Source organism: Streptomyces sp. NPDC051987, assembly GCF_040680735.1.
Lineage (GTDB): Bacteria > Actinomycetota > Actinomycetes > Streptomycetales > Streptomycetaceae > Streptomyces.
Window position 1 is genome coordinate 1 of sequence record NZ_JBFAXI010000128.1, and the last position, 20,079, is coordinate 20,079.

Genomic DNA, 20,079 nt, shown 5'->3' on the forward strand with positions numbered 1-20,079 from the left:
CGCCGGGCGGTCCGCCCCGCGTCCGGCACGGCGGAGGCGAGCACCGGCCCCCGGCACGGCGGGAGCGGCACCAGGCCTCCGCGCGGCGGGAGCGGCACCAGGCCTCCGGCACGGCGGGGGCGGCGGCAGGCCCGGCTCCTGGCTACTCGGCCGGCTCCACGCCCGCGCGCAGCAGGCCGTAGGTGTACGCGTCCTCCAGGGCCTGCCAGGAGGCGGCGATGACGTTCTCCGCGACGCCCACCGTCGACCACTCGGCGCTGCCGTCGGAGGTCGAGATCAGCACGCGGGTGGTGGACTCGGTGCCGTGCTTGCCCTCCAGGATGCGGACCTTGTAGTCGACCAGGTCCAGCTTGGCGAGCTGCGGGTAGATCTTCTCCAGGCCCACGCGCAGGGCGCGGTCGAGGGCGTTGACCGGGCCGTTGCCCTCGGCGGTGGCGACGATCCGCTCGCTCTTGGCCCAGAGCTTGACCGTGGCCTCGTTGGCGTGGGTGCCGTCGGGGCGGTCCTCGACGATGGCCCGCCAGGACTCGACGCGGAAGTACGAGCGCGGTTTGCCCTCGACCTCGGCGCGCAGCAGGAGCTCGAAGGAGGCGTCGGCGGCTTCGTAGGTGTAACCCCTGAGTTCGCGTTCCTTGACCCGCTCCACCACCCGGCCGACCAGCTCGCGGTCGTCGCCGAGGTCGACGCCGAGCTCCTTGCCCTTGAGCTCCACCGAGGCGCGGCCGGCCATGTCGGAGACCAGCATGCGCATGGTGTTGCCGACGAGGGCCGGGTCGGTGTGCTGGTAGAGGTCCGGGTCGACCTTGATCGCGGAGGCGTGCAGGCCCGCCTTGTGGGCGAAGGCCGAGACACCCACGTAGGGCTGGTGGGTGGAGGGGGTGAGGTTGACGACCTCGGCGATGGCGTGGGAGATCCTCGTCATCTCGCGCAGGCGGCCGTCCGGCAGCACCTTCTTGCCGTACTTCAGCTCCAGGGCGGCGACGACCGGGAACAGGTTGGCGTTGCCGACGCGCTCGCCGTAGCCGTTCGCGGTGCACTGGACGTGGGTCGCGCCCGCGTCGACGGCGGCCAGGGTGTTCGCCACCGCGCAGCCGGTGTCGTCCTGGGCGTGGATGCCGAGCCGGGCCCCGGTGTCCGCGAGGACGGTGGAGACGACCGCGTTGACCTGGGCGGGGAGCATGCCGCCGTTGGTGTCGCAGAGGATGACGACGTCGGCGCCGGCGTCCGAGGCCGCCCGTACGACCGCCTTCGCGTACTCGGGGTTGGCGCGGTAGCCGTCGAAGAAGTGCTCGCAGTCGACGAAGACCCGGCGGCCCTGGTCCTTCAGGAAGGACACCGTGTCGCGGACCATCTCCAGGTTCTCGTCGAGGGTGGTGCGCAGGGCCAGTTCGACATGCCGGTCGTGGGACTTGGCGACCAGCGTGATCACCGGAGCGCCGGACTCCAGCAGCGCCCTGACCTGGGGGTCGTCCGCCGCCTTGGCGTTCGCCCGGCGGGTGGCGCCGAAGGCGACCAGTTGGGCGTGCTGGAAGTCGATCTCCTGCTGGGCGCGGGCGAAGAACTCGGTGTCCCGGGGGTTGGCGCCCGGCCAGCCGCCCTCGATGAAGCCCACGCCGAAGTCGTCCAGGTGCCGTGCGATGGCCAGCTTGTCCGCGACGGTGAGGTTGATGCCCTCGCGCTGGGCGCCGTCGCGCAGCGTGGTGTCGAAGACGTGGAACGAGTCGTCCAGCTCGTTGGTTTCCGTCTCGGTCATGGTCTCAAGGCTCCTGATGTCGAATCTCGGTCGTACCGGAATGACCGGCTCCACCGTGCCTCCATGGTCCCTCGCGCCCGTCTCCCGGCTGAAGGTGGGCCGGAAAACGAAAAAACCCCTCGCGGGTGCGAGAGGTCTGCGCGCGGGTCGAGGACGACGATGGCCACCCGCACCTGGTCGTACGTGGTGGTCACTGCGGACCGGCGCGCCTGCTGCCAATAATCATGGCGAACGAGAGCACGGGGGCAGTCTGGCACAGACCGCCCCCGTGCTCACCGTCCGTCTCATGATGCGAACACTGTGCAGTCCGTCACGCGTCCGCGAGGAGCTCCGCCGCCAGGAAGTCCCGCACGTGGCCGAGGACCTGTGCCCGGTCCGTGCCGCGCAGCCCGATCGCCACATGGATGGAGAAGCCGTCGAGCAGGGCGCGCAGGCGGGCGGCGAACCGGTCGGGGTCGAGGGGCCGGAACTCGCCGCGCGAGACGCCCTCGGCGACCAGCGCCACGAGGTCGCGGTGCCAGGCGCCCTCGATGGCGGCCTGCCGGTCCCGGGCCGCCTCGTCGGCGTTCTGCGAGCGGTTCCAGACCTCCAGCCAGAGCGTCCAGTGCGGGTCCCGGTGCCCGTGGGGGACGTACAGGTCGACGTAGGCGTCGAGGCGTTCGCGGGCGGTGCCGGGCCGGGTGAGAAGCCGGCCGCGCTCGGCACCCAGCCGGCCCTCGCTCCACTCCAGGGTCTGGAGCAGCAGTTCGTCCTTGGAGTGGAAGTAGTACAGGAGATGGCCGCTGCTCATGCCGACCTCGCGGCCGAGCGCGGCCATGGTCAGCTTCTCCAGGCCCCGTTCGGCGATCATCGTCATGGCGGCGGCGAGCACGTTCTCGCGGGGCGGGGCCTGTCTGCGCCCACCGGCCATCCTCGGCTCCTAGATCCTCGGCTGCTGTTGCGTGATGCAGTGGACACCGCCCCCGCCGGAGAAGATCGTACGGGCGTCCACCAGCGTCACCGTCCGCTCCGGGAACAGGCGGCGGAAGATCCCGGCGGCGGTCTCGTCACGGGGGTCGTCGAAGCCGCACAGCACCACCCCGCCGTTGCAGAGGTAGTGGTTGATGTAGGAGTAGTCGGCCCAGTGCCCGTCGGCCTCCAGGGCGGTCGGGGCCGGCACCTCCACCACCTCCAGCGGGCGGCCCCGGGCGTCGGTCCGGGACCGCAGCAGACCGATGACCTCCCGGGTCACTTCGTGGTCGGGGTGCGCCGGATCGGGCTGGGAGTGCGCCACCACGACGCCGGGGCGGGCGAAGGCGGCGACGATGTCGACGTGCCCGAGGGTGCCGAAGCCGTGCGGGGGGTAGTCGGCGGTGAGGCCGCGCGGCAGCCAGATCGCCTTGACGGTGCCGAGCATCGCGTGGATCTCGGCCTCGACCTCCTCCCTGGTCCAGCCCGGGTTGCGCTCGGGACCGAGCTGCACGCTCTCCGTCAGCAGGACGGTGCCCTCGCCGTCGACATGGATCGCGCCGCCCTCGTTGACCAGCCGCGAGGCGTACGTCCGCGCGCCCGCCAGGTCCGCGACCTGCGCGGCGATCTTCGCGTCGTGCTCCCAACGGGCCCAGTGCTGGGCACCCCAGCCGTTGAACGTCCAGTCCACGGCGGCCAGTTCGCGCCCGTTCGTGAGGAAGGTGGGGCCGATGTCGCGCATCCAGGCGTCGTCCAGCTCGCGCTCGACGGTGTCGACGCCGGGGCCGAGCAGCGCCCGCGCGTCGGCCGACTGGCCGGGGCCGCACACCACCGTCACCGGTTCGAAGCGGAGGACCGTACGGGCCACCGACGCCCAGGCCGTGCGGGCGGCGAGAAGGTCGCCGGGGTCGTCGAAGGTGGGGTTGGGGCCCGGCCACGCCATCCAGGTGCGCTCGTGCGGGGTCCACTCGGCGGGCATGCGGAAGCCGTCGGCGGCTGCCTTGTTCATGGGGGTCCTTCAGAGGAAGTACAGGCGGTTGAGGGGGACGGAGTCGGCCGGCTCGGAGTGCAGCGGCTCGCCGTCGAGGGTGACCAGGCCGGTGCGCTGGTCGACGTCGACCGCTCCGGTACGGCAGTTGCGCCGCAGGTCGGCCGGGCCGATGCCGCGGGTGCCTCGGACGGCGACCCGGCGGCGCCGGGTGGGCAGGGTGTCGTGGCCCTGGTCGAGGGCGGCCTGGGCCACGAACGCCACGGAGATCTCGGCCGGGGTGGCGCCGTGCGCCCCGAACTGCGGTCCCAGAACGAGGGGTTCGCAGGTGTCGGTGGCCGCGTTCGGGTCGCCGGTGACGCCGAACGCCGGGAAGCCGGCCTTCAGCACCAACTGCGGCTTGGCCCCGAAGTACTCCGGCGCCCACAGCACGATGTCGGCGAGCTTGCCGACCTCGATCGAGCCGACCTCGTGCGCGAGCCCGTGCGCGATGGCCGGGTTGATGGTCAGCTTGGCGATGTAGCGGAGCACACGCTCGTTGTCGTGGCCGTCGTCCGGGGCACCGAGCTCGGCCTTCATCTTGCCGGCCATGGCGAAGGTACGGCGCACGGTCTCCCCGGCCCGGCCCATGCCCTGCGCGTCGGACGAGGTGATGCCGATGGCGCCCAGGTCGTGCAGCACGTCCTCGGCGCCCATGGTCCCGGCGCGGATGCGGTCGCGGGCCATGGCGGCGTCGCCGGGCAGGTCGGTCTTCAGGTCGTGGACGGAGACGATCATGCCGTAGTGCTCGGCGACCGCGTCCCGGCCGAAGGGCAGGGTGGGGTTGGTGGAGGAGCCGATGACATGCGGGACACCGGCCATCTTCAGGACGTTGGGCACGTGTCCGCCGCCGCAGCCCTCGATGTGGAAGGCGTGGATGGTGCGGCCCTCCAGCACCCGGAGGGTGTCCTCGACCGACAGGCACTCGTTCAGCCCGTCGCTGTGCAGGGCGACCTGGACGTCGTGCTCCTCGGCGACCCGCAGCGCCGTGTCCAGCGCCCGGGTGTGGGCGCCCATGTCCTCGTGCACCTTGAAGCCGCAGGCGCCCCCTTCGGCGAGGGCCTCGACCAGCGGCGCCCGGTGCGAGGACGAACCCCGCCCGAGGAAGCCGATGTTGACCGGCCAGGCGTCGAAGGCGCCGAACGCGTGCCGCAGCGCCCAGGGCGAGTTGACGCCGACGCCCCACACCGGCCCGAACTCCTGCCCGATGATCGTGGTCACGCCGGAGGCCAGCGAGGCCTCCATGATGCGCGGCGACAGCAGATGGACGTGCGTGTCGACGGCCCCGGCGGTGGCGATGAGCCCCTCCCCGGAGACGATCGAGGTGCCGGTGCCGACGACGACGTCGACCCCGTCGAGGGTGTCCGGGTTCCCGGCCCGCCCGATCGCGCAGATCCGCCCCTCGCGGATGCCGATGGACACCTTCCGGATCCCCAGCACGGCGTCGATCACGACGACGTTGCTGATCACGACGTCACAGGTGTCCCGGACCGCGGCGGCCTTGAGGTGCAGCCCGTCCCGGGCGGTCTTGCCGAATCCGGCCAGGAACTCGTCCCCGTGGCGCTGGGAGTCGTCCTCGACCCGGATCACCAGCCCCGAGTCCCCGAGGCGGACCCGGTCACCGGCGCGGGGCCCGTGGGTGGCCGCATACTCGTGCGGGGTGAGGCGGCGCGCCTCGGCGGGATGCCCTCCGGGACGGCTCATCGCCCGGCCTCCTGTTCTCGAACGCCCAGGTATCCGCAGGCGGCGGCGCGGCGCAGCGCCTCCTCGCGGGCGCCGGGCGCGTCCAGCGGTCCGTCGACGAGTCCCGCGAAGCCGACGGCGACCCGGCCGCCGCCGATCGGCACGAGACCGATCTCCAGCGACTCCCCCGGCCCGAACCGCACGGACGACCCGGCGGGTACGGCGAGCCGCAGACCGTAGGCCGCGGCGCGGTCGAAGTCGAGGCGCGGGTTGGCCTCGAAGAAGTGGAAGTGCGAGGTGACGGAGACCGGGACGGGCGCGGTGTTGGTGACCGTCAGCCGTACGACCGCGGCCGGTTCGGTGTGCTCGGGCCCGGGCAGCAGGGCGCCGGGCGCGTCCTCGCCCAGTCCCCCGCCCCTGATCGGGTCGGTGACCACGGCGAGCCTCGACCCGTCGTCGAAGACGGCCTCGACGTGCACCTCGGTGACGATGTCGGCGACGCCGGGCAGCACGTCGGCCGGGCCGAGCACGGCACGGGCCGCCTCGATCGCCTCGCCGAGCCGCCGGCCGTCCCGCGCGGCCTCGCAGACCGTGTCCGCGATCAACGCGGTGGCCTCCGGCACGTTGAGCCGAAGCCCCCGCGCCCGCCGGGCCCGCGCCAGCTCGGCGGCCCCGAACAGCAGCAGCCGGTCACGTTCCGTGGGAGTCAGCCGCACGCCCGGCACCTCCTTCGCTTCCTCTCACCCAGCCCAGGTTAGAGCAACACTCTAAATGCCCGACCAGGAGAAGGGAACCGCCGCCATCGAGCTCCAGGTCACCGTATTGAACGTTGCTCTAACCACGAAGCCGGTCGGCACCCCATCTCGGCCCGTCCGGCGTCTGAGGACGAGGCCGTTCACGGCCGAAGGGGGGTCTGGGGGCGCAGCCCCCAGAAGGCCGCACCCGCACGGCGCCGCACCCGACAACGTCCGCCGCCCCTCACCCAGGCTCCAGCCCCGGCAGGAACCTGCTCGCCCCGAACGCCGGCTTGAGGTCCGTGAACCACGTCGCCCCTTCGTCGTACGCGGCGAAGAACGGCCGCCCGACCAGGTCCGGGTCGCGGGCCTGGATCAGGTGGAGCGCGAAGACCTTCTCGCCGGCCACCTCCGTGACGCCGTCCACGCACACCTTGCCCGGCATCGCGGACATGACCGGGCCGCGGACCGTGCGGGCGAGGCCGGAGACGCGGGCGTAGGCGTCACGGAAGACGGCGTGGCCGCGGGCCAGCGGGACGCCGAAGTAGCCCTGGGGACCGGTGTCCCGCTCCACGAACTGGTAGTACGGCACCGCCCCCAGCGTGGTCGTCTCCTCCCACAGCCGCGCCCAGGCGTCCGCGCTGTCATTGATCCCGGCCACCAGCGGGCCCTGGCAGCGGATCACGGCCCCGGTGTCGCGGACGCGCCGCATCGCCGCCCGGACGACGGGCGGCCGCAGCTCCTGCGGGTGCGTGAAGTGGGCCATCAGGGCCAGGTGCCGGCCGCTCGCCACCACCTCCTCGAACAGGCGCAGCAGGTCGTCGGCGTCGCGGTCGGTGGTGAAGCGGTACGGCCAGAAGGCGAGGGACTTGGTGCCGACGCGGATCGAGCGGACGGTGTCGATCCGCAGCAGGGGCTCGACGTACCGGCGCAGCACCGCCGTGCTCATCACCAGCGGGTCACCCCCCGTGACCAGGACGCTGGCCACCTCGGGATGGACGCGCAGGTAGGAGTCGGTGGCCGCGATGTCGTCCGTCGCGATGCGCAGGTCCGCCTCGCCCACGAACTGCGGCCAGCGGAAGCAGTAGGTGCAGTAGGCATGGCAGGTCTGGCCCTGGCGGGGGAAGACCAGCAGGGTCTCCGGGTACTTGTGCTGCAGGCCGGTCAGCCGCCGCCCCTCGTGCACGGGGACGTTGGCGTCGAGCTGTCCGGAAGGGTGCGGGTTGAGCCGCATCCGGATCTCGTGCGCGGCGCGCTGGATCTCGGCGCGCGGCGCCTGCCGGACCAGCAGGTCGCCCATCCGGCGGACATCGGGCGCGGGCAGCATCCCGGCCTGCGGGAAGGTCAGCCGGAAGACCGGGTCCTCGGGTACGGCCGACCAGTCGATCAGCTCGTCGACGACGTACGCGTTCGTGCGGAACGGCAGGACCGAGGAGACCGCCCGCAGGGCCAGCCGCTGATCGTCCGTCAGGGAGACGCGCCGGAGCAGTCCGTCCAGGTCACGGGGCGTGAAGGCGCGGAAACGGGGGTGGTGCGCTGAGCTCATGTGTGGCGGGGCCCTCTGTTCATTCCGTGACCAGGACCGTGGACGGCCGCAACTCCACGAAGGCGGTCGCGTGCGCATCGTACTTCTCCCCGAAGTGGTGGATGAGCCGCCGATGCAGCTCGGTCTCGTCGTCCACCACGATGACGTCGTGGGCGCCGGCCCCGCTCAGCGCGTCGCTGTAGGCGCTGAGTTGGTCGAGCCGGTGGCGGGCCAGGTAGGTGACGAGGTCGGGGGCGGCGACGTACAGGCGGTCGTCGAGGTAGACGAAGCGGCAGACGAACTCCCGTCGCCCGTCGGTGGCGTCGACGAGGGTGACGGGGAGCCGGGTGAACCGTTCCATCGGCTTGCCCTGCCCCCACAGTTCGTCGAAGCGCTGCTCCACGAAGGTGCCCAGCGGGGAGCGGACCGCGACCTCCAGCTGGACCCCCTCGCCGGAGAGCCGGCCCACCGTCAGGAAGGAGACCAGGCAGCGCTCGTCCCAGCGGTAGAGGGTGACACCGGGGGAGGTCGAGCAGAGCCGGACCTCCAGGAGCTGCCGGGAGGCGGCGTCCAGGCGGCGCGCGAAGTCGTCCAGGGTGCGCAGGTTGCGCATGATGTCGCGGCGGATGTCGGCGCTCTGCTCGCCCAGTTCGCGGCCGCGCAGGATGACCGCGAGGGAGTCCGGGTCCAGCAGCAGGATCTGCACCCGGGCGCCGCTCGCGGTGGCGGATCTGACGCCCCGGAACAGCCGTTCGGAGAACTGCGGCCCGAACAGATTGGAGAAGGTGTCCAGGACCTTCACGTTGGACGTCGCACCGTACACCTGGGAGGCGAACCACTCGTAGTCCAGCCGGGTGTGCTCGCGGACCCGGCCCTCCTGGGCCCGGGAGATCAGCGGGCCGATGACGAACACGGTGACGACCACGCCGACGATGTCGGTGCCGAGGTTGAGGGCGAGGTTCTGCCCGTAGTTGTCCATCGTCGAGGCGCGCCACAGCAGCACGCCCGCGACGGCGGTGAGCAGGGCGAGCACGGTGAGGCTCTGCGGGCGGCGCGGGGTACGTAACGTGCGCATCAGCCAGCGCAGCCGTGGCATCGGCGACCGTCCGCTCACGCGTGCTCCCTCCCCCGTGTGGAATCAGGAGATACCCCTACGGGGGAGGTGATACGCGCCGAACGGGCGACTGAAGATCGATCAGCCGAGCTGGTGCATCCAGCCGTGCCTGTCCTCGGCCTTGCCGCGCTGGATGTCGAGGAGGGCCTCGCGGAGCCTGAGGGTGACCTCGCCGGGCTCACCGCCGGACTGCTGCCACTCGGCGCCGGTGCGCTTGACGGTGCCGACCGGGGTGATCACGGCGGCGGTGCCGCAGGCGAAGACCTCGGTGAGGGTGCCGTTCTCGGAGTCGCGCTGCCACTGGTCGATGGAGACCCGGGCCTCCTCGGACTCGTAGCCGAGGTCGCGGGCGACGGTGAGGAGGGAGTCGCGGGTGACGCCTTCGAGGATGGAGCCGGTCAGGGTCGGGGTGACGATCTTGTTCCCGTACACGAAGTACAGGTTCATGCCGCCCAGCTCCTCCACCCACTTGTGCTCGACCGCGTCGAGGTAGCAGACCTGGTCGCAGCCCTGGGCGGCGGCCTCGGCCTGGGCGAGCAGGGAGGCCGCGTAGTTGCCGCCGGTCTTGGCGTCGCCCATGCCGCCGGGGACGGCGCGGACGCGGTCCTCGGAGGCCCAGATGGAGACCGGCCGCACGCCGCCGGGGAAGTAGGCGCCGGCCGGGGAGGCGATGACCAGGAAGAGGTACTCGTTGGCCGGCTTGACGCCCAGGCCGACCTCGGTGGCGATCATGAAGGGGCGCAGGTAGAGGGACTCCTCGCCGCCATGCGCCGGGACCCACTCCTTGTCCTGCTGGACCAGCAGGTCACAGGCCTCGATGAAGGTCTCCACCGGCAGCTCGGGCATGGCGAGGCGGCGGGCGGAACGCTGGAAGCGCTTGGCGTTCTGGTCGGGACGGAAGGTGGCCACCGTGCCGTCGGGGCGGCGGTAGGCCTTCAGGCCCTCGAAGATCTCCTGGGCGTAGTGCAGGACGTTGGTGGCCGGGTCGAGGGGGATCGGCGCGTACGGAACGAGCTGTCCGTCGTGCCAGCCGCGGCCCTCGGTCCACTTGATCGTCACCATGTGGTCGGTGAAGTGGCGGCCGAATCCGGGGTTGGCCAGGATCGCCTCGCGCTCGGCGGCGGCGGTCGGGTGCGCGGACGGCTTGAGCTCGATCGTGGGCGTCGTCATGAGTTAGGTGTCCTTCACCGGTCGTAGTGATGGGCCGCGCTCACACCCTGTGTCATAGGACGTCCGAGCATTCCCTCACGGCGCGGCTCCGCGTTCGATTATCGCGCGGGGGCCGGGGTGGAAGGAATCGGGGTGAATGCGGACCCGGGGTCGATGGTGGCACCCGGCGGCAGGCATGGGGAAGCCGCCGAGCGCTGGTGCGACCCGGCGGCTTCTTGGGGAGGGCGGAAGCTCGGCGGGTCAGCCGGCTACTCGTGCGGCGAGCGCGTCGCCGATCTCCGAGGTGGAGCGGGCGGGCGCGCCCTGGCGCTCGGTGAGGTCGGCGGTGACCGCCTCCTCGACACGCGCGGCCTCGGCGTCGTAGCCGAGGTGGCGCAGCAGGAGGGCGACGGACAGGACCGTGGCGGTCGGGTCGGCCTTGCCCTGGCCGGCGATGTCGGGCGCGGAACCGTGGACCGGCTCGAACATGGAGGGGAATTCGCGGGAGGGGTTGATGTTCCCGCTCGCCGCGACGCCGATGCCGCCGGAGACGGCCGCGGCGAGGTCGGTGATGATGTCGCCGAAGAGGTTGTCTGTCACGATCACGTCGAACCGGCCGGGGTCGGTGACGAGGTAGATCGTCGCCGCGTCGACGTGGATGTAGTCCGTGGTGACCTCCGGGAACTCCGCGGCCACCTTGGTGAAGATGTTCGTCCACAGGTGCCCGGCGAAGGTCAGCACGTTGTTCTTGTGGACCAGCGTGAGCTTCTTGCGCGGGCGGGCCTGGGCGCGGACGAAGGCGTCCCGGACGACGCGCTCGACGCCGAAGGCCGTGTTGACGGACACCTCGGTGGCGACCTCGTGCTCGGTGCCCTTGCGGATGGTGCCGCCGTTGCCGGTGTACGGTCCCTCGGTGCCCTCGCGGACCACGACGAAGTCGATCTGCGGCTCGCCGGCCAGCGGGGTGGCGACACCCGGGAGCAGCTTCGACGGGCGCAGGTTGACGTGGTGGTCGAAGGCGAAGCGGAGCTTGAGCAGGAAGCCGCGCTCCAGGACGCCGGAGGGGACGCTCGGGTCGCCGATGGCGCCCAGCAGGATGGCGTCGTGCTGCTTCAGCGCGTCGAGGTCGGCGTCGGTGAGGGTCTCACCGGTGGCGTGGTAGCGCCTGGCGCCGAAGTCGTACTCCTTGGTCTCCAGCTTCACGTCCTCGGGGAGGACGGCGGAGAGGACCTTGAGGCCTTCGGCCACGACTTCCTGCCCGATGCCGTCACCGGGGATCACTGCGAGATCGATGCTGCGAGACATGTCGGCACCCTACCCCTCGTCCCATGGGATGACATGCGACGTCCGGCATGCGGACAGCGGGTGGCGTTCCGTCGACCGGCGTTCACCCGTACGTGTGGCTGCTGTTGGCGTGCGCTGGGAATCGTTGCGCGTATGGAGATCCCTGACTTCGGCATCCCGCCGCGGCTCGCCGCCCGGCTGAGCATGGCCGAGCAGTACGAGTACCTGCGTGCCCGGCTGGTGAGCCGCCGCACCCTGGTGACGGCGGGCGCGGTGGCGGGCGGCGGGCTGGTGGCCGGCTGTTCCGGGACCTCGGCGAGGTCGGCGAGCCCGGCACCGGCGACCTCGGCGGTCCGCGGTGCGGCGGCGGTGCCGTTCGGCCGCCACCTCGCCTTCGGCGCCGATCCGCGGACGCAGCTGCGGATCTCCTGGCAGGTGCCGTCCGCGGTGCGCCGGCCGTTCGTGCGGATCGGGACGCGCCCGGACCGGCTGGGCAGCCGCGTCGCCGCGGAGATCCGCCACCTGCACACGCCCGGGGTACCGGGGGTGCGCCCGGTGGTCGAGCAGTACTACGTGCACGCGGCCCTGGACCGCCTCACGCCCGGCACCACGTACTACTACGGCGTCGGCCACGACGGCTGGGACCCGGCCGCCGCCGACCACCGCGCCGCCATCGCCCCGTTCCGCACCGCCCCCGCGCGCCCGGAGCGGTTCGTTTTCACGGCCTTCGGCGACCAGGGCGTCAGCCGGGCCGGGAAGGCGAGCGACGACGCGCTGCTGAAGCAGAACCCGGCCTTCCACCTGCACGCGGGCGACATCTGCTACGCGGACGGCAACGGCGCGGGGAAGACCTCGGACGGCTACGACGCCCGGGAGTGGGACCGGTTCCTGCAGCAGAACGAGCCGGTGGCGCGGTCCGTGCCCTGGATGGTGACGACCGGCAACCACGACATGGAGGCCTGGTACTCCCCCGACGGCTACGGCGGCCAGTACGCCCGGTTCGCCCTCCCGGACAACGGCTTCGACCCGCACGGGGCACCCGGCGTCTACGCGTTCACCTACGGCAACGTCGGCTTCGTGGCGCTGGACGCGAACGACGTGTCGTACGAGATCCCCGCCAACCTCGGCTACAGCGGCAGCCGGCAGACGGTGTGGCTGGAGCGGAAGCTCAGGGAACTGCGGGCCACGAAAGGGGTGGAGTTCGTCGTCGTCTTCTTCCACCACTGCGCGTACTCGACGTCCTCGCACGCCTCCGACGGCGGGATCCGGGCGGCCTGGCTGCCGCTGTTCGCCAGGTACCAGGTGGACCTGGTGATCAACGGTCACAACCACGTCTACGAGCGCACGGACGCGGTGCGGGACGGCAACGTCGGCCGCGCGGTCCCGGTCGGCGGCTCGACGGACCCGACGCGGGACGGCATCGTCCACGTCACGGCGGGCGGCGGCGGGCGTGACCTGTACGGGTTCCCCTCGGGGGTCAGGGACAGCTACGAGGGGCACGTCACCCGGCACGAGCCGGTGGACACCTTCCACTGGGCGAAGGGGCAGCACAACGTGGCCGAGACGGTGGAGTGGTCGCGGGTGCGCTACGCCGGCTTCTCCTTCCTCAGGGTCGAGGCGGAGGCGGGTGCCACCCCGAGGCTGCGGGTGTCGGCACTGGCGCAGAGCGGTGCGCGGATCGACCACTTCGAGGTGCGGCGCGGGCGGTGATCCGCAGGGTACGGCGCGGCTGTCCCGGCCGCGCCGTACCCCGTGCGGGTGCGGCTCCCGTCGAACGGGTTGTTACACGTGTCGGCCGGGGTGCGTCAACGGCGCGTCAACGGCTCAGTGGCCGGTCTCGCCGCCGTTGTCCCGGCGGTCGAGGGCGCGCTGGAGGGCGGCGGCTGCGTTCTTGCGGTCGGACTCGCTCGTGCGGGACACGTGGCGGACGCGGCGGCGGACGGTCGTCTCGGCCATGGGAATCGACTCCTTCGACATACGTGGAGTACGGCAAGGGGGGATACGAGACGCCGGAAGGGGCGGGGAGCGGTGCCGCAGGGGTTGCCTGCACGGGGCCCGGCTCACGACCGCCATTCGCTTGATCTAGCGAGACGTTCGGCTTCTACAAAAATAAGGGAGCGGCCCGCTTCTGTCTGCACAATTACTCGGACTTCCTACTATCTGAGACGGCGAGGGCGGTGCCGCCCAGCGGGACGGGCCGGGAAGCCTGCTCGTGGGTCAGGCTTCCCGGCCCGTCGCTCGGGAGGGCTGAGGCTCAGCCCATGTGGGGGTACGCGTAGTCGGTCGGCGGGACCAGGGTCTCCTTGATCGCGCGGGTCAGGGTCCAGCGCAGCAGGTTCTGCGGGGCACCTGCCTTGTCGTTGGTGCCGGAGGCACGGCCGCCGCCGAAGGGCTGCTGGCCGACGACGGCGCCGGTCGACTTGTCGTTGATGTAGAAGTTGCCGGCCGCGTAGCGCAGCTTCTCCATCGTGTACGCGGCCGCCGCGCGGTCACCCGCGATGACCGAGCCGGTCAGCGCGTAGTCCGACACCGACTCCATCTGGGTCAGCATCTCGTCGTACCGGTCGTCCTCGTAGACGTGCACGGCGAGGAACGGGCCGAAGTACTCGGTGCGGAAGACCTCGTTCTCCGGGTCGTCGCAGACGACGACCGTCGGGCGGACGAACCAGCCGACCGAGTCGTCGTAGGAGCCGCCCGCGACGATCTCGCAGGACGGGTCGGTCTTCGCGCGGTCGATGGCGGCCTTGCTCTTGGCGAAGGCACGCTCGTCGATCACGGCGCCGATGAAGTTCGACAGGTCGGTGACGTCACCCATGGTCAGGTAGTCGACCTCGGCGGTGAACTCCTCGCGGAAGCCGTCGTTCCAGATGGACGCGGGGATGTAGGCGCGGGAGGTCGCGGAGCACTTCTGGCCCTGGTACTCGAAGGCGCCGCGGGTGAGCGCCGTCTTGAGGACGGCCCGGTCGGCGCTCGGGTGGGCGACGAGGAAGTCCTTGCCGCCCGTCTCGCCGACCAGGCGCGGGTACGAGCGGTACTTCTCGATGTTGTTGCCGACCGTCTTCCACAGGTACTGGAAGGTCTTGGTGGAGCCGGTGAAGTGGATGCCGGCCAGGTCGCGGTGTTCGAGGGCGACCTTCGACACCTCGATGCCGTCGCCGGTGGCCAGGTTGATGACGCCCTTGGGCAGGCCCGCCTCCTCCAGCAGCCGCATGAGCAGCACGGCCGCGTGGGTCTGGGTCGGCGACGGCTTCCACACCACGACGTTGCCCATGAGGGCGGGCGCGGTGGGCAGGTTGCCGGCGATCGCGGTGAAGTTGAACGGCGTGATCGCGTAGACGAAGCCCTCCAGCGGGCGGTGGTCGAGACGGTTCCACACCCCCGGGGAGTTGGCCGGGGGCTGCTCGGCGAGGATCTGGCGGGCGTAGTGGACGTTGAACCGCCAGAAGTCGACCAGCTCGCAGGGCGAGTCGATCTCGGCCTGCTGGGCGGTCTTGGACTGGCCGAGCATCGTGGAGGCGGCGATGGTCTCGCGCCAGGGGCCGGCGAGCAGTTCGGCGGCGCGCAGGATGATCGCCGCGCGATCGTCGAACGACATCGCACGCCAGGCGGGCGCGGCGGCGAGGGCCGCGTCGATCGCGTCCCGCGCGTCCTGCTGGGTGGCGTGCCGGCCGGTGCCGATGACGGCCTTGTGGTTGTGCGGCTGCACCACCTGGAAAGGCTCACCGCCGCCGAGCCTCTTCTCGCCGCCGATGGTCATCGACAGCTCGATCGGGTTCTCTGCGAGCTCCTTGAGCTTCACCTCCAGCCGGGCGCGCTCGGCCGAGCCGGGGGCATAGCCGTGCACCGGCTCGTTGACGGGGGCGGGGACCTGGGTCACAGCGTCCATGGGATCCGTAACTCCTTGTACGTGAGCGGGTGTTGAGGCTTGTCGCGGCGTGGCGGGGATCAGCCCTTGCTGACCATCGAGCGCAGGAAGAAGCGCAGGTTCGCCGGCTTCTCCGCGAGCCTGCGCATACTGCGTCTTCCCGGGGGCCGCAGCATCCGACTGCGGCTTCGCCGCGGGCCGGCCCCCCGGCCGAAGCCGCGGCACAGGTCTGTCGCGTCAGTCATGAGTGATCATGCTCCGCAGGAAGAAGCGCAGGTTCGCCGGCTTCTCCGCGAGCCTGCGCATGAAGTAGCCGTACCAGTCGGTGCCGTACGCGGTGTAGACGCGCATCCGGTGGCCCTCGGCGGCCAGGCGGAGGTGTTCGTCGCCGCGGATGCCGTACAGCATCTGGAACTCGTACTCGTCGGGCTTGCGCCCGGCGCGCCGGGCGAGTTCCTGGGCGATGGAGATCAGGCGCGGGTCGTGGGAGCCGACCATCGGGTACCCCGCGCCCTCCATCAGGGTCCGCAGGATCCGCACGTACGCCTTGTCGATCTCGTGTTTTTGCTGGTAGGCGACCTCGGCGGGCTCCTTGTAGGCGCCCTTGACCAGGCGGACCCGGCTGCCGGCGGCGGCGAGTCTGCGGGCGTCGGCCTCGGTGCGGAAGAGGTAGGCCTGGATGACGCAGCCGGTCTGCGGGAAGTCCCGGCGCAGTTCCTCGTGGATGGCGAACATCGAGTCGAGGGTGGTGTGGTCCTCGGCGTCGAGGGTGACGGTCGTACCGATGGCGGCGGCGGCCTCGACCACCGGTCGGACGTTGGCGAGCGCCAGCTCGTGGCCGCCGGGGAGGGACTGCCCGAACATGGACAGCTTGACCGACATCTCGACGCGCTCACCCAGACCCAGCTCGCCCAGCCGGTCAACCAGCGCCAGGTAGGCGTCCCGGGCCGCGGTGGCCTGCTCGGGGGTGGTGATGTCCTCGCCGACGACGTCCATCGTCAGCTCCAGGCCGCGGGCCGTGAGGTCCTCGATGACCGGGAGGATGTCGGCGACCGACTCCCCGGGGATGAAGCGGTCGACGACCTGCTTCGTCACCGGGGCCGCCGAGATCAGACGTCGCATCCGGTCGCTGCGCGACGCGGCGAGAATCACGGGACCCAGCACGGGGCACCTCCACAACACATGCCGGACAGGCCGCGATCCGAGGATGTGGACACGGCACGGGGAACCACCGTGAAAGGTAAGGATCCCTCCGATCGTGGGCCATCGACAGCTGTCACGCATCCGTGCCCGAGATCTCAGACAGATGTATGAAGGCGGCCGGGAAGTGCGGGAGAATGCCCGGGTGACGTCGGAATTCAGGGGTGACTACCAGGAGCTGGTCGACGAGATCTCGGAGCTGCTGGGCGTCCCGGCGACCTTGGAGAACCGCGACTTCGAGCTGATCGCCTTCGGCGCGTACGACAGTGAGGGCGACCTCGATCCGTCGGCACTGGACCCGGTCCGCACCCGCTCGATCCTGACCCGGCGTTCCACGGCGGCGGTCCGCACCTGGTTCGAGGGCTTCGGCATCACCCGGGCCTCCGCGCCGGTCCGGATCCCGCCGACCCCGGAGGCCGGCGTGTACCGGGGGCGGATCTGCCTGCCGGTACGCCATCGGGGTGTCGTCCTCGGCTACGTCTGGCTGCTCGACTCCGAGCCCGGCCCGACGGACGCCCAGCTGGCCGCCGCCATGGGAGTGGCCGGGCGGATCGGGGCGCTGCTCGCGGACGAGGCGCAGGCGGGGGCGGGGCTGGGCCGGGAGCTGCGGGCGGTGCTGGTCGCGGAGGGCGGCTGGCAGCGGGAGATGGCGGTGGCCGAGCTGCGCACCGCCCTCGGCGCCCGAGCGGACGGCCCGCACACCCTGGTCTGTGTCGCCCCCTGGCCGTCCACCGACCCGGACGACGCCCCCTCCCCGCGCACGGTCCCGCACGCCATCGCGCTGTGCGCGCTGCCCTGGGGCGCCACCGGCCACTGTCTCGCCGTGCTGGTCCGGCTGCGCAGCACGGACACCGCCACCGCCGCCCTGACGGCCGCCGCCCGGCTGCTCAGGGAGGCGGAGGAGGTTCGTACGGCGGCCGCGCGGGGGGCCGGCGCACGGACGGCTGCGGCGGTGGCTGCGGGGCTCGCGGCACCGGTCCCGGCGGCGCAGGACCGCGCCGCGGGCGTGGGCGGGGCCCGCACCGGGCTGGCCGAGCTGGGCGCGGTCTGGCAGGAGGCGGCGGCCGCCGCCCGTGCCGCGCTGGCGGAGCCGCGGTTCGGGCCGGTCGCGCGGTGGGCGGAGATCGGCCCCTACCGCCTGCTGACCGCGCTGCCGCCGGAGGCCTCCCAGGACCGGGCCGTGGCGCCGCTGCTCACCCCGGCCCACCATGAGCTGGCCCGCACCGCCGAGGTCTACCTCGACCACGCGGGCCAGGCGGGCCGGACGGCCACGGCCCTCGGCATCCACCGGCAGACCCTGTACTACCGCCTCTCCCGGGTCGAACAGCTCACCGGCCTCGACCTGGACGACGGCGAGGACCGGCTGCTGCTGCACATGGCGCTGAAGAGCGCCCGGCTCGCCTGAGCCGGGCTTCGCCGGCCGAGCGCCCGGCCGGCGAAGGGCAGCGCGCGTCAGCTCCGGCCGGCGGCCTCGATGACCTGGCGAAGCCCCTCGGTGAGCGCGTCGCCGTCGGGTGCGGTCTTCGGGTCGAAGGTCCATGCGGAGATCAGGCCCGACATCAGGGTCATGTAGAAGCGGCCGAGGGTGTCCGCGGTCTCGTCGGAGACCTCCTCCTCGGGGACGCCCATCATCAGCGAGGTCAGTCCGCGGCCGCCCTCACGCTGGGCGCGGGCCAGCTGGTCCCGCACCTCGGGCAGCTGGTCGCCCATCGCCATGATCTCCACACTGAGCCGCCACATCGTGCCGGGCTCGCGCATGCTGGCGACGATGTTCGTCCAGACCTCGCGGAACCGTTCGAGGGAGCCGGGCGCTCCGGTCAGCCCGCCGTCGCCGCCCTCGAAGGAGAGCTCCTCCACCAGCGCGATGTAGGCCTGGGCGAGGAGCGCGTCCTTCGACCCGTAGTGGTAGCCGATGGAGGCGAGGTTGGTCCCCGACTCCCTGACGATGTCGCGCGCCGTCGTCCGCGCGAACCCCTTCTCCAGCAGGCAGCGCTTGGCGCCTTCGAGCAGATCCTCACGGTGTCCCATGCGGCCACCCTACCCCGAGATCCATACAACCGTCCTATACGCATGGCTTATACATTCGTTCTAGACAAGCGTTTAATACGCCCGTACATTCCTTGGCATGACGAACCCGACGAGCCCGACCACGACCACACCCGAGCCCGCATCCCTTGCCGGGCGCCGTGAATGGACCGCACTCGGCGTGCTGATGCTTCCGCTGCTGCTGGTCTCGATGGACGTCTCGGTCCTCTACTTCGCGCTGCCGGCGATCGGCGCGGACCTGGCACCGAGCGGCACCCAGCAGCTGTGGATCCTCGACATCTACGGCTTCGTCCTGGCCGGCCTGCTGATGACGATGGGCGCGCTGGGCGACCGCATCGGCCGCCGCCGCCTGCTGCTGTGCGGGGCCGCGGCCTTCGGCGGCGCCTCGCTGCTCGCCGCGTACGCGGACAGCGCCGGGACCCTGATCGCCGCCCGTGCGATCCTCGGCATCGGCGGCGCGACCCTGATGCCGTCGACGATGGCCCTGCTGCGCACGATGTTCACCGACCCCGGCCAGCGCGCCAAGGCGATCGGCCTGTGGTCCGGCGTGATGACGGGCGGGATCGCGCTCGGCTCGGTGATGAGCGGCATCCTCGTCGAGCACTTCTGGTGGGGCTCGGTCTTCCTGGTCAACCTGCCCGCGATGGCCCTGCTCCTGCTCGTCGGCCCGTTCCTGCTCCCGGAGTCCAGGAACCCCTCCCCCGGCCGCTTCGACTGGCTGAGCGTCCCGCTCTCGATGGCCGCCGTGCTCCCCGTCGTCTACGGCGTCAAGGAGATCCCCTCCGAGGGCTGGCACCCGCTCTACGTCGTCTCGCTCACCGTCGGCCTGCTCTTCGCCGCCCTCTTCGTCCACCGCCAGCGCACCACCGGCTCCCCGCTGATCCCCCCGGCCCTGCTCAAGGGGCACGGCTTCACCCCGGCGCTGGTCCTGAACCTGGTCGCCTCGCTCGCCATGATGGGTTCGGCGATCTTCACCACGCAGTACCTGCAGTCGGTCCTCGGGATGAGTCCGCTCGCGGCGGCGCTGTGGAGCCTGCTGCCCTCGGTGTTCATCGGGGCCGCGGGGCCGCTCACCGCACAGCTGGTGCAGCGGGGCGCGGACCGCGGACTCGTCGTCGCGGGCGGCTTCGCGGCCATGGCGGCCGGGTTCGTGCTGCTCGCCCTGGTCGGCACCGACTCGCTGTGGCTGGTCCTGGTCGGCGCCGGCGTCCTGGCCTGCGGGATGGTCGCGATCATGTCCCAGCTGACCGACCTCGCGATGACCGCCGCGCCGGTGGAACGGGCCGGCACGGCGTCCTCCCTGCTGGAGACGGCTTCGGAGTTCGGCGGGGCGCTCGGCATGGCCGTGCTGGGGTCGATCGGCACGGCGGTCTACCGCCACGAGATGCCGGCCACGGCCCCGGCCGGCGCCCGCGAGACACTGGGCGGCGCGCTGGCCACCGCGAGCCGGCTGCCGGGCCCCGCGGGAGAGGCCCTGACCCGCACCGCCCGGGAGGCGTTCACCAGCGGGATGCAGGGCGCGGCGATCGCGGGGGCGGTACTGCTGGTGCTGGCGGCGGTGGCGGCGGGGACGACGCTGCGGAGGCGATGACCATCCAGCCGCGGAAGCGGTGACCATCCAGCGGGGAGGGGATGAGCATCCAGCCGCGGAGGGGGTGAGCACACAAACGCCGGTCGGGGTGATACACTCAGCCCGTCCGGCGTTTGAGGACATGACTCGATCCTTCCAGCCCACCGAGTGGGGTGGGCGG

At 71.8% G+C, this 20,079-nt stretch carries 17 protein-coding genes; 3 read left to right on the forward strand and 14 right to left on the reverse strand.

Annotated features, from left to right (window positions below):
• Nucleotides 1–142: 142 nt before the first annotated feature.
• From cimA to AB0M11_RS38010, 9 genes are all read right to left on the reverse strand, one after another.
• Nucleotides 143–1,753: a citramalate synthase gene (gene cimA / locus AB0M11_RS37970; RefSeq protein WP_365712900.1), complete on the reverse strand. Its 1,611-nt coding sequence runs from the start codon at nucleotides 1,751–1,753 to the stop codon at nucleotides 143–145.
• Between the two features lie 310 nt (nucleotides 1,754–2,063).
• Nucleotides 2,064–2,663: a TetR/AcrR family transcriptional regulator gene (locus AB0M11_RS37975; protein WP_365712902.1), complete on the reverse strand. Its 600-nt coding sequence runs from the start codon at nucleotides 2,661–2,663 to the stop codon at nucleotides 2,064–2,066.
• Nucleotides 2,664–2,672: 9 nt separating this feature from the next.
• A complete protein-coding gene (locus AB0M11_RS37980; RefSeq protein WP_365712904.1) occupies nucleotides 2,673–3,710 on the reverse strand; it encodes an agmatine deiminase family protein in 1,038 nt (345 codons plus the stop codon).
• A gap of 9 nt (nucleotides 3,711–3,719) precedes the next feature.
• Nucleotides 3,720–5,432 carry an urease subunit alpha gene (locus AB0M11_RS37985; RefSeq protein ID WP_365712906.1) on the reverse strand — a complete coding sequence of 571 codons (1,713 nt, stop codon included), beginning with the start codon at nucleotides 5,430–5,432 and terminating at the stop codon, nucleotides 3,720–3,722.
• Entirely contained in the window at nucleotides 5,429–6,127 is a 699-nt protein-coding gene (gene ureA / locus AB0M11_RS37990) for an urease subunit gamma (RefSeq protein ID WP_365712908.1), read from the reverse strand. The genes AB0M11_RS37985 and ureA overlap by 4 nt, the downstream gene beginning before the upstream one ends.
• A gap of 262 nt (nucleotides 6,128–6,389) precedes the next feature.
• On the reverse strand, nucleotides 6,390–7,691 hold the full coding sequence (locus AB0M11_RS37995; RefSeq protein ID WP_365712910.1) for a lysine 2,3-aminomutase: 1,302 nt from the start codon (nucleotides 7,689–7,691) through the stop codon (nucleotides 6,390–6,392).
• Between the two features lie 19 nt (nucleotides 7,692–7,710).
• Nucleotides 7,711–8,784, reverse strand: a complete 1,074-nt coding sequence (locus AB0M11_RS38000) for a hypothetical protein (protein ID WP_365712912.1) — start codon at nucleotides 8,782–8,784, stop codon at nucleotides 7,711–7,713.
• Nucleotides 8,785–8,865: 81 nt separating this feature from the next.
• A complete protein-coding gene (locus tag AB0M11_RS38005) occupies nucleotides 8,866–9,954 on the reverse strand; it encodes a branched-chain amino acid aminotransferase (protein WP_365712914.1) in 1,089 nt (362 codons plus the stop codon).
• A gap of 240 nt (nucleotides 9,955–10,194) precedes the next feature.
• Nucleotides 10,195–11,238: a 3-isopropylmalate dehydrogenase gene (locus tag AB0M11_RS38010; protein WP_365712916.1), complete on the reverse strand. Its 1,044-nt coding sequence runs from the start codon at nucleotides 11,236–11,238 to the stop codon at nucleotides 10,195–10,197.
• Nucleotides 11,239–11,370: 132 nt separating this feature from the next.
• Here AB0M11_RS38010 and AB0M11_RS38015 point away from each other — a divergent pair, with 132 nt between their 5' ends.
• A complete protein-coding gene (locus AB0M11_RS38015; protein ID WP_365712918.1) occupies nucleotides 11,371–12,927 on the forward strand; it encodes a fibronectin type III domain-containing protein in 1,557 nt (518 codons plus the stop codon).
• 114 nt (nucleotides 12,928–13,041) lie between these two features.
• Here the strand turns inward: AB0M11_RS38015 and AB0M11_RS38020 are convergent, their stop codons facing one another.
• From AB0M11_RS38020 to AB0M11_RS38035, 4 genes are all read right to left on the reverse strand, one after another.
• Entirely contained in the window at nucleotides 13,042–13,173 is a 132-nt protein-coding gene (locus tag AB0M11_RS38020; RefSeq protein WP_015493350.1) for a hypothetical protein, read from the reverse strand.
• Nucleotides 13,174–13,471: 298 nt separating this feature from the next.
• Nucleotides 13,472–15,103, reverse strand: a complete 1,632-nt coding sequence (gene pruA / locus AB0M11_RS38025; protein ID WP_365712920.1) for an L-glutamate gamma-semialdehyde dehydrogenase — start codon at nucleotides 15,101–15,103, stop codon at nucleotides 13,472–13,474.
• Nucleotides 15,104–15,162: 59 nt separating this feature from the next.
• A complete protein-coding gene (locus tag AB0M11_RS38030; protein ID WP_365712922.1) occupies nucleotides 15,163–15,327 on the reverse strand; it encodes a hypothetical protein in 165 nt (54 codons plus the stop codon).
• Nucleotides 15,320–16,246 carry a proline dehydrogenase family protein gene (locus tag AB0M11_RS38035; RefSeq protein WP_365712924.1) on the reverse strand — a complete coding sequence of 309 codons (927 nt, stop codon included), beginning with the start codon at nucleotides 16,244–16,246 and terminating at the stop codon, nucleotides 15,320–15,322. Before AB0M11_RS38035 ends, AB0M11_RS38030 begins: the two co-directional genes overlap by 8 nt.
• Nucleotides 16,247–16,388: 142 nt before the next feature.
• Between AB0M11_RS38035 and AB0M11_RS38040 the strand changes: the two genes are divergently transcribed.
• Nucleotides 16,389–17,687, forward strand: coding sequence for a helix-turn-helix domain-containing protein (locus tag AB0M11_RS38040; RefSeq protein WP_365712927.1), 1,299 nt, complete (start codon nucleotides 16,389–16,391; stop codon nucleotides 17,685–17,687).
• Between the two features lie 47 nt (nucleotides 17,688–17,734).
• Here AB0M11_RS38040 and AB0M11_RS38045 read toward each other — a convergent pair whose 3' ends face one another.
• Complete coding sequence (locus tag AB0M11_RS38045; protein WP_365712929.1) at nucleotides 17,735–18,310, reverse strand: TetR/AcrR family transcriptional regulator; 576 nt, start codon at nucleotides 18,308–18,310, stop codon at nucleotides 17,735–17,737.
• Nucleotides 18,311–18,407: 97 nt separating this feature from the next.
• Between AB0M11_RS38045 and AB0M11_RS38050 the strand changes: the two genes are divergently transcribed.
• Nucleotides 18,408–19,919, forward strand: a complete 1,512-nt coding sequence (locus tag AB0M11_RS38050; RefSeq protein WP_365712931.1) for an MFS transporter — start codon at nucleotides 18,408–18,410, stop codon at nucleotides 19,917–19,919.
• The last annotated feature ends 160 nt before the right edge of the window (nucleotides 19,920–20,079 follow it).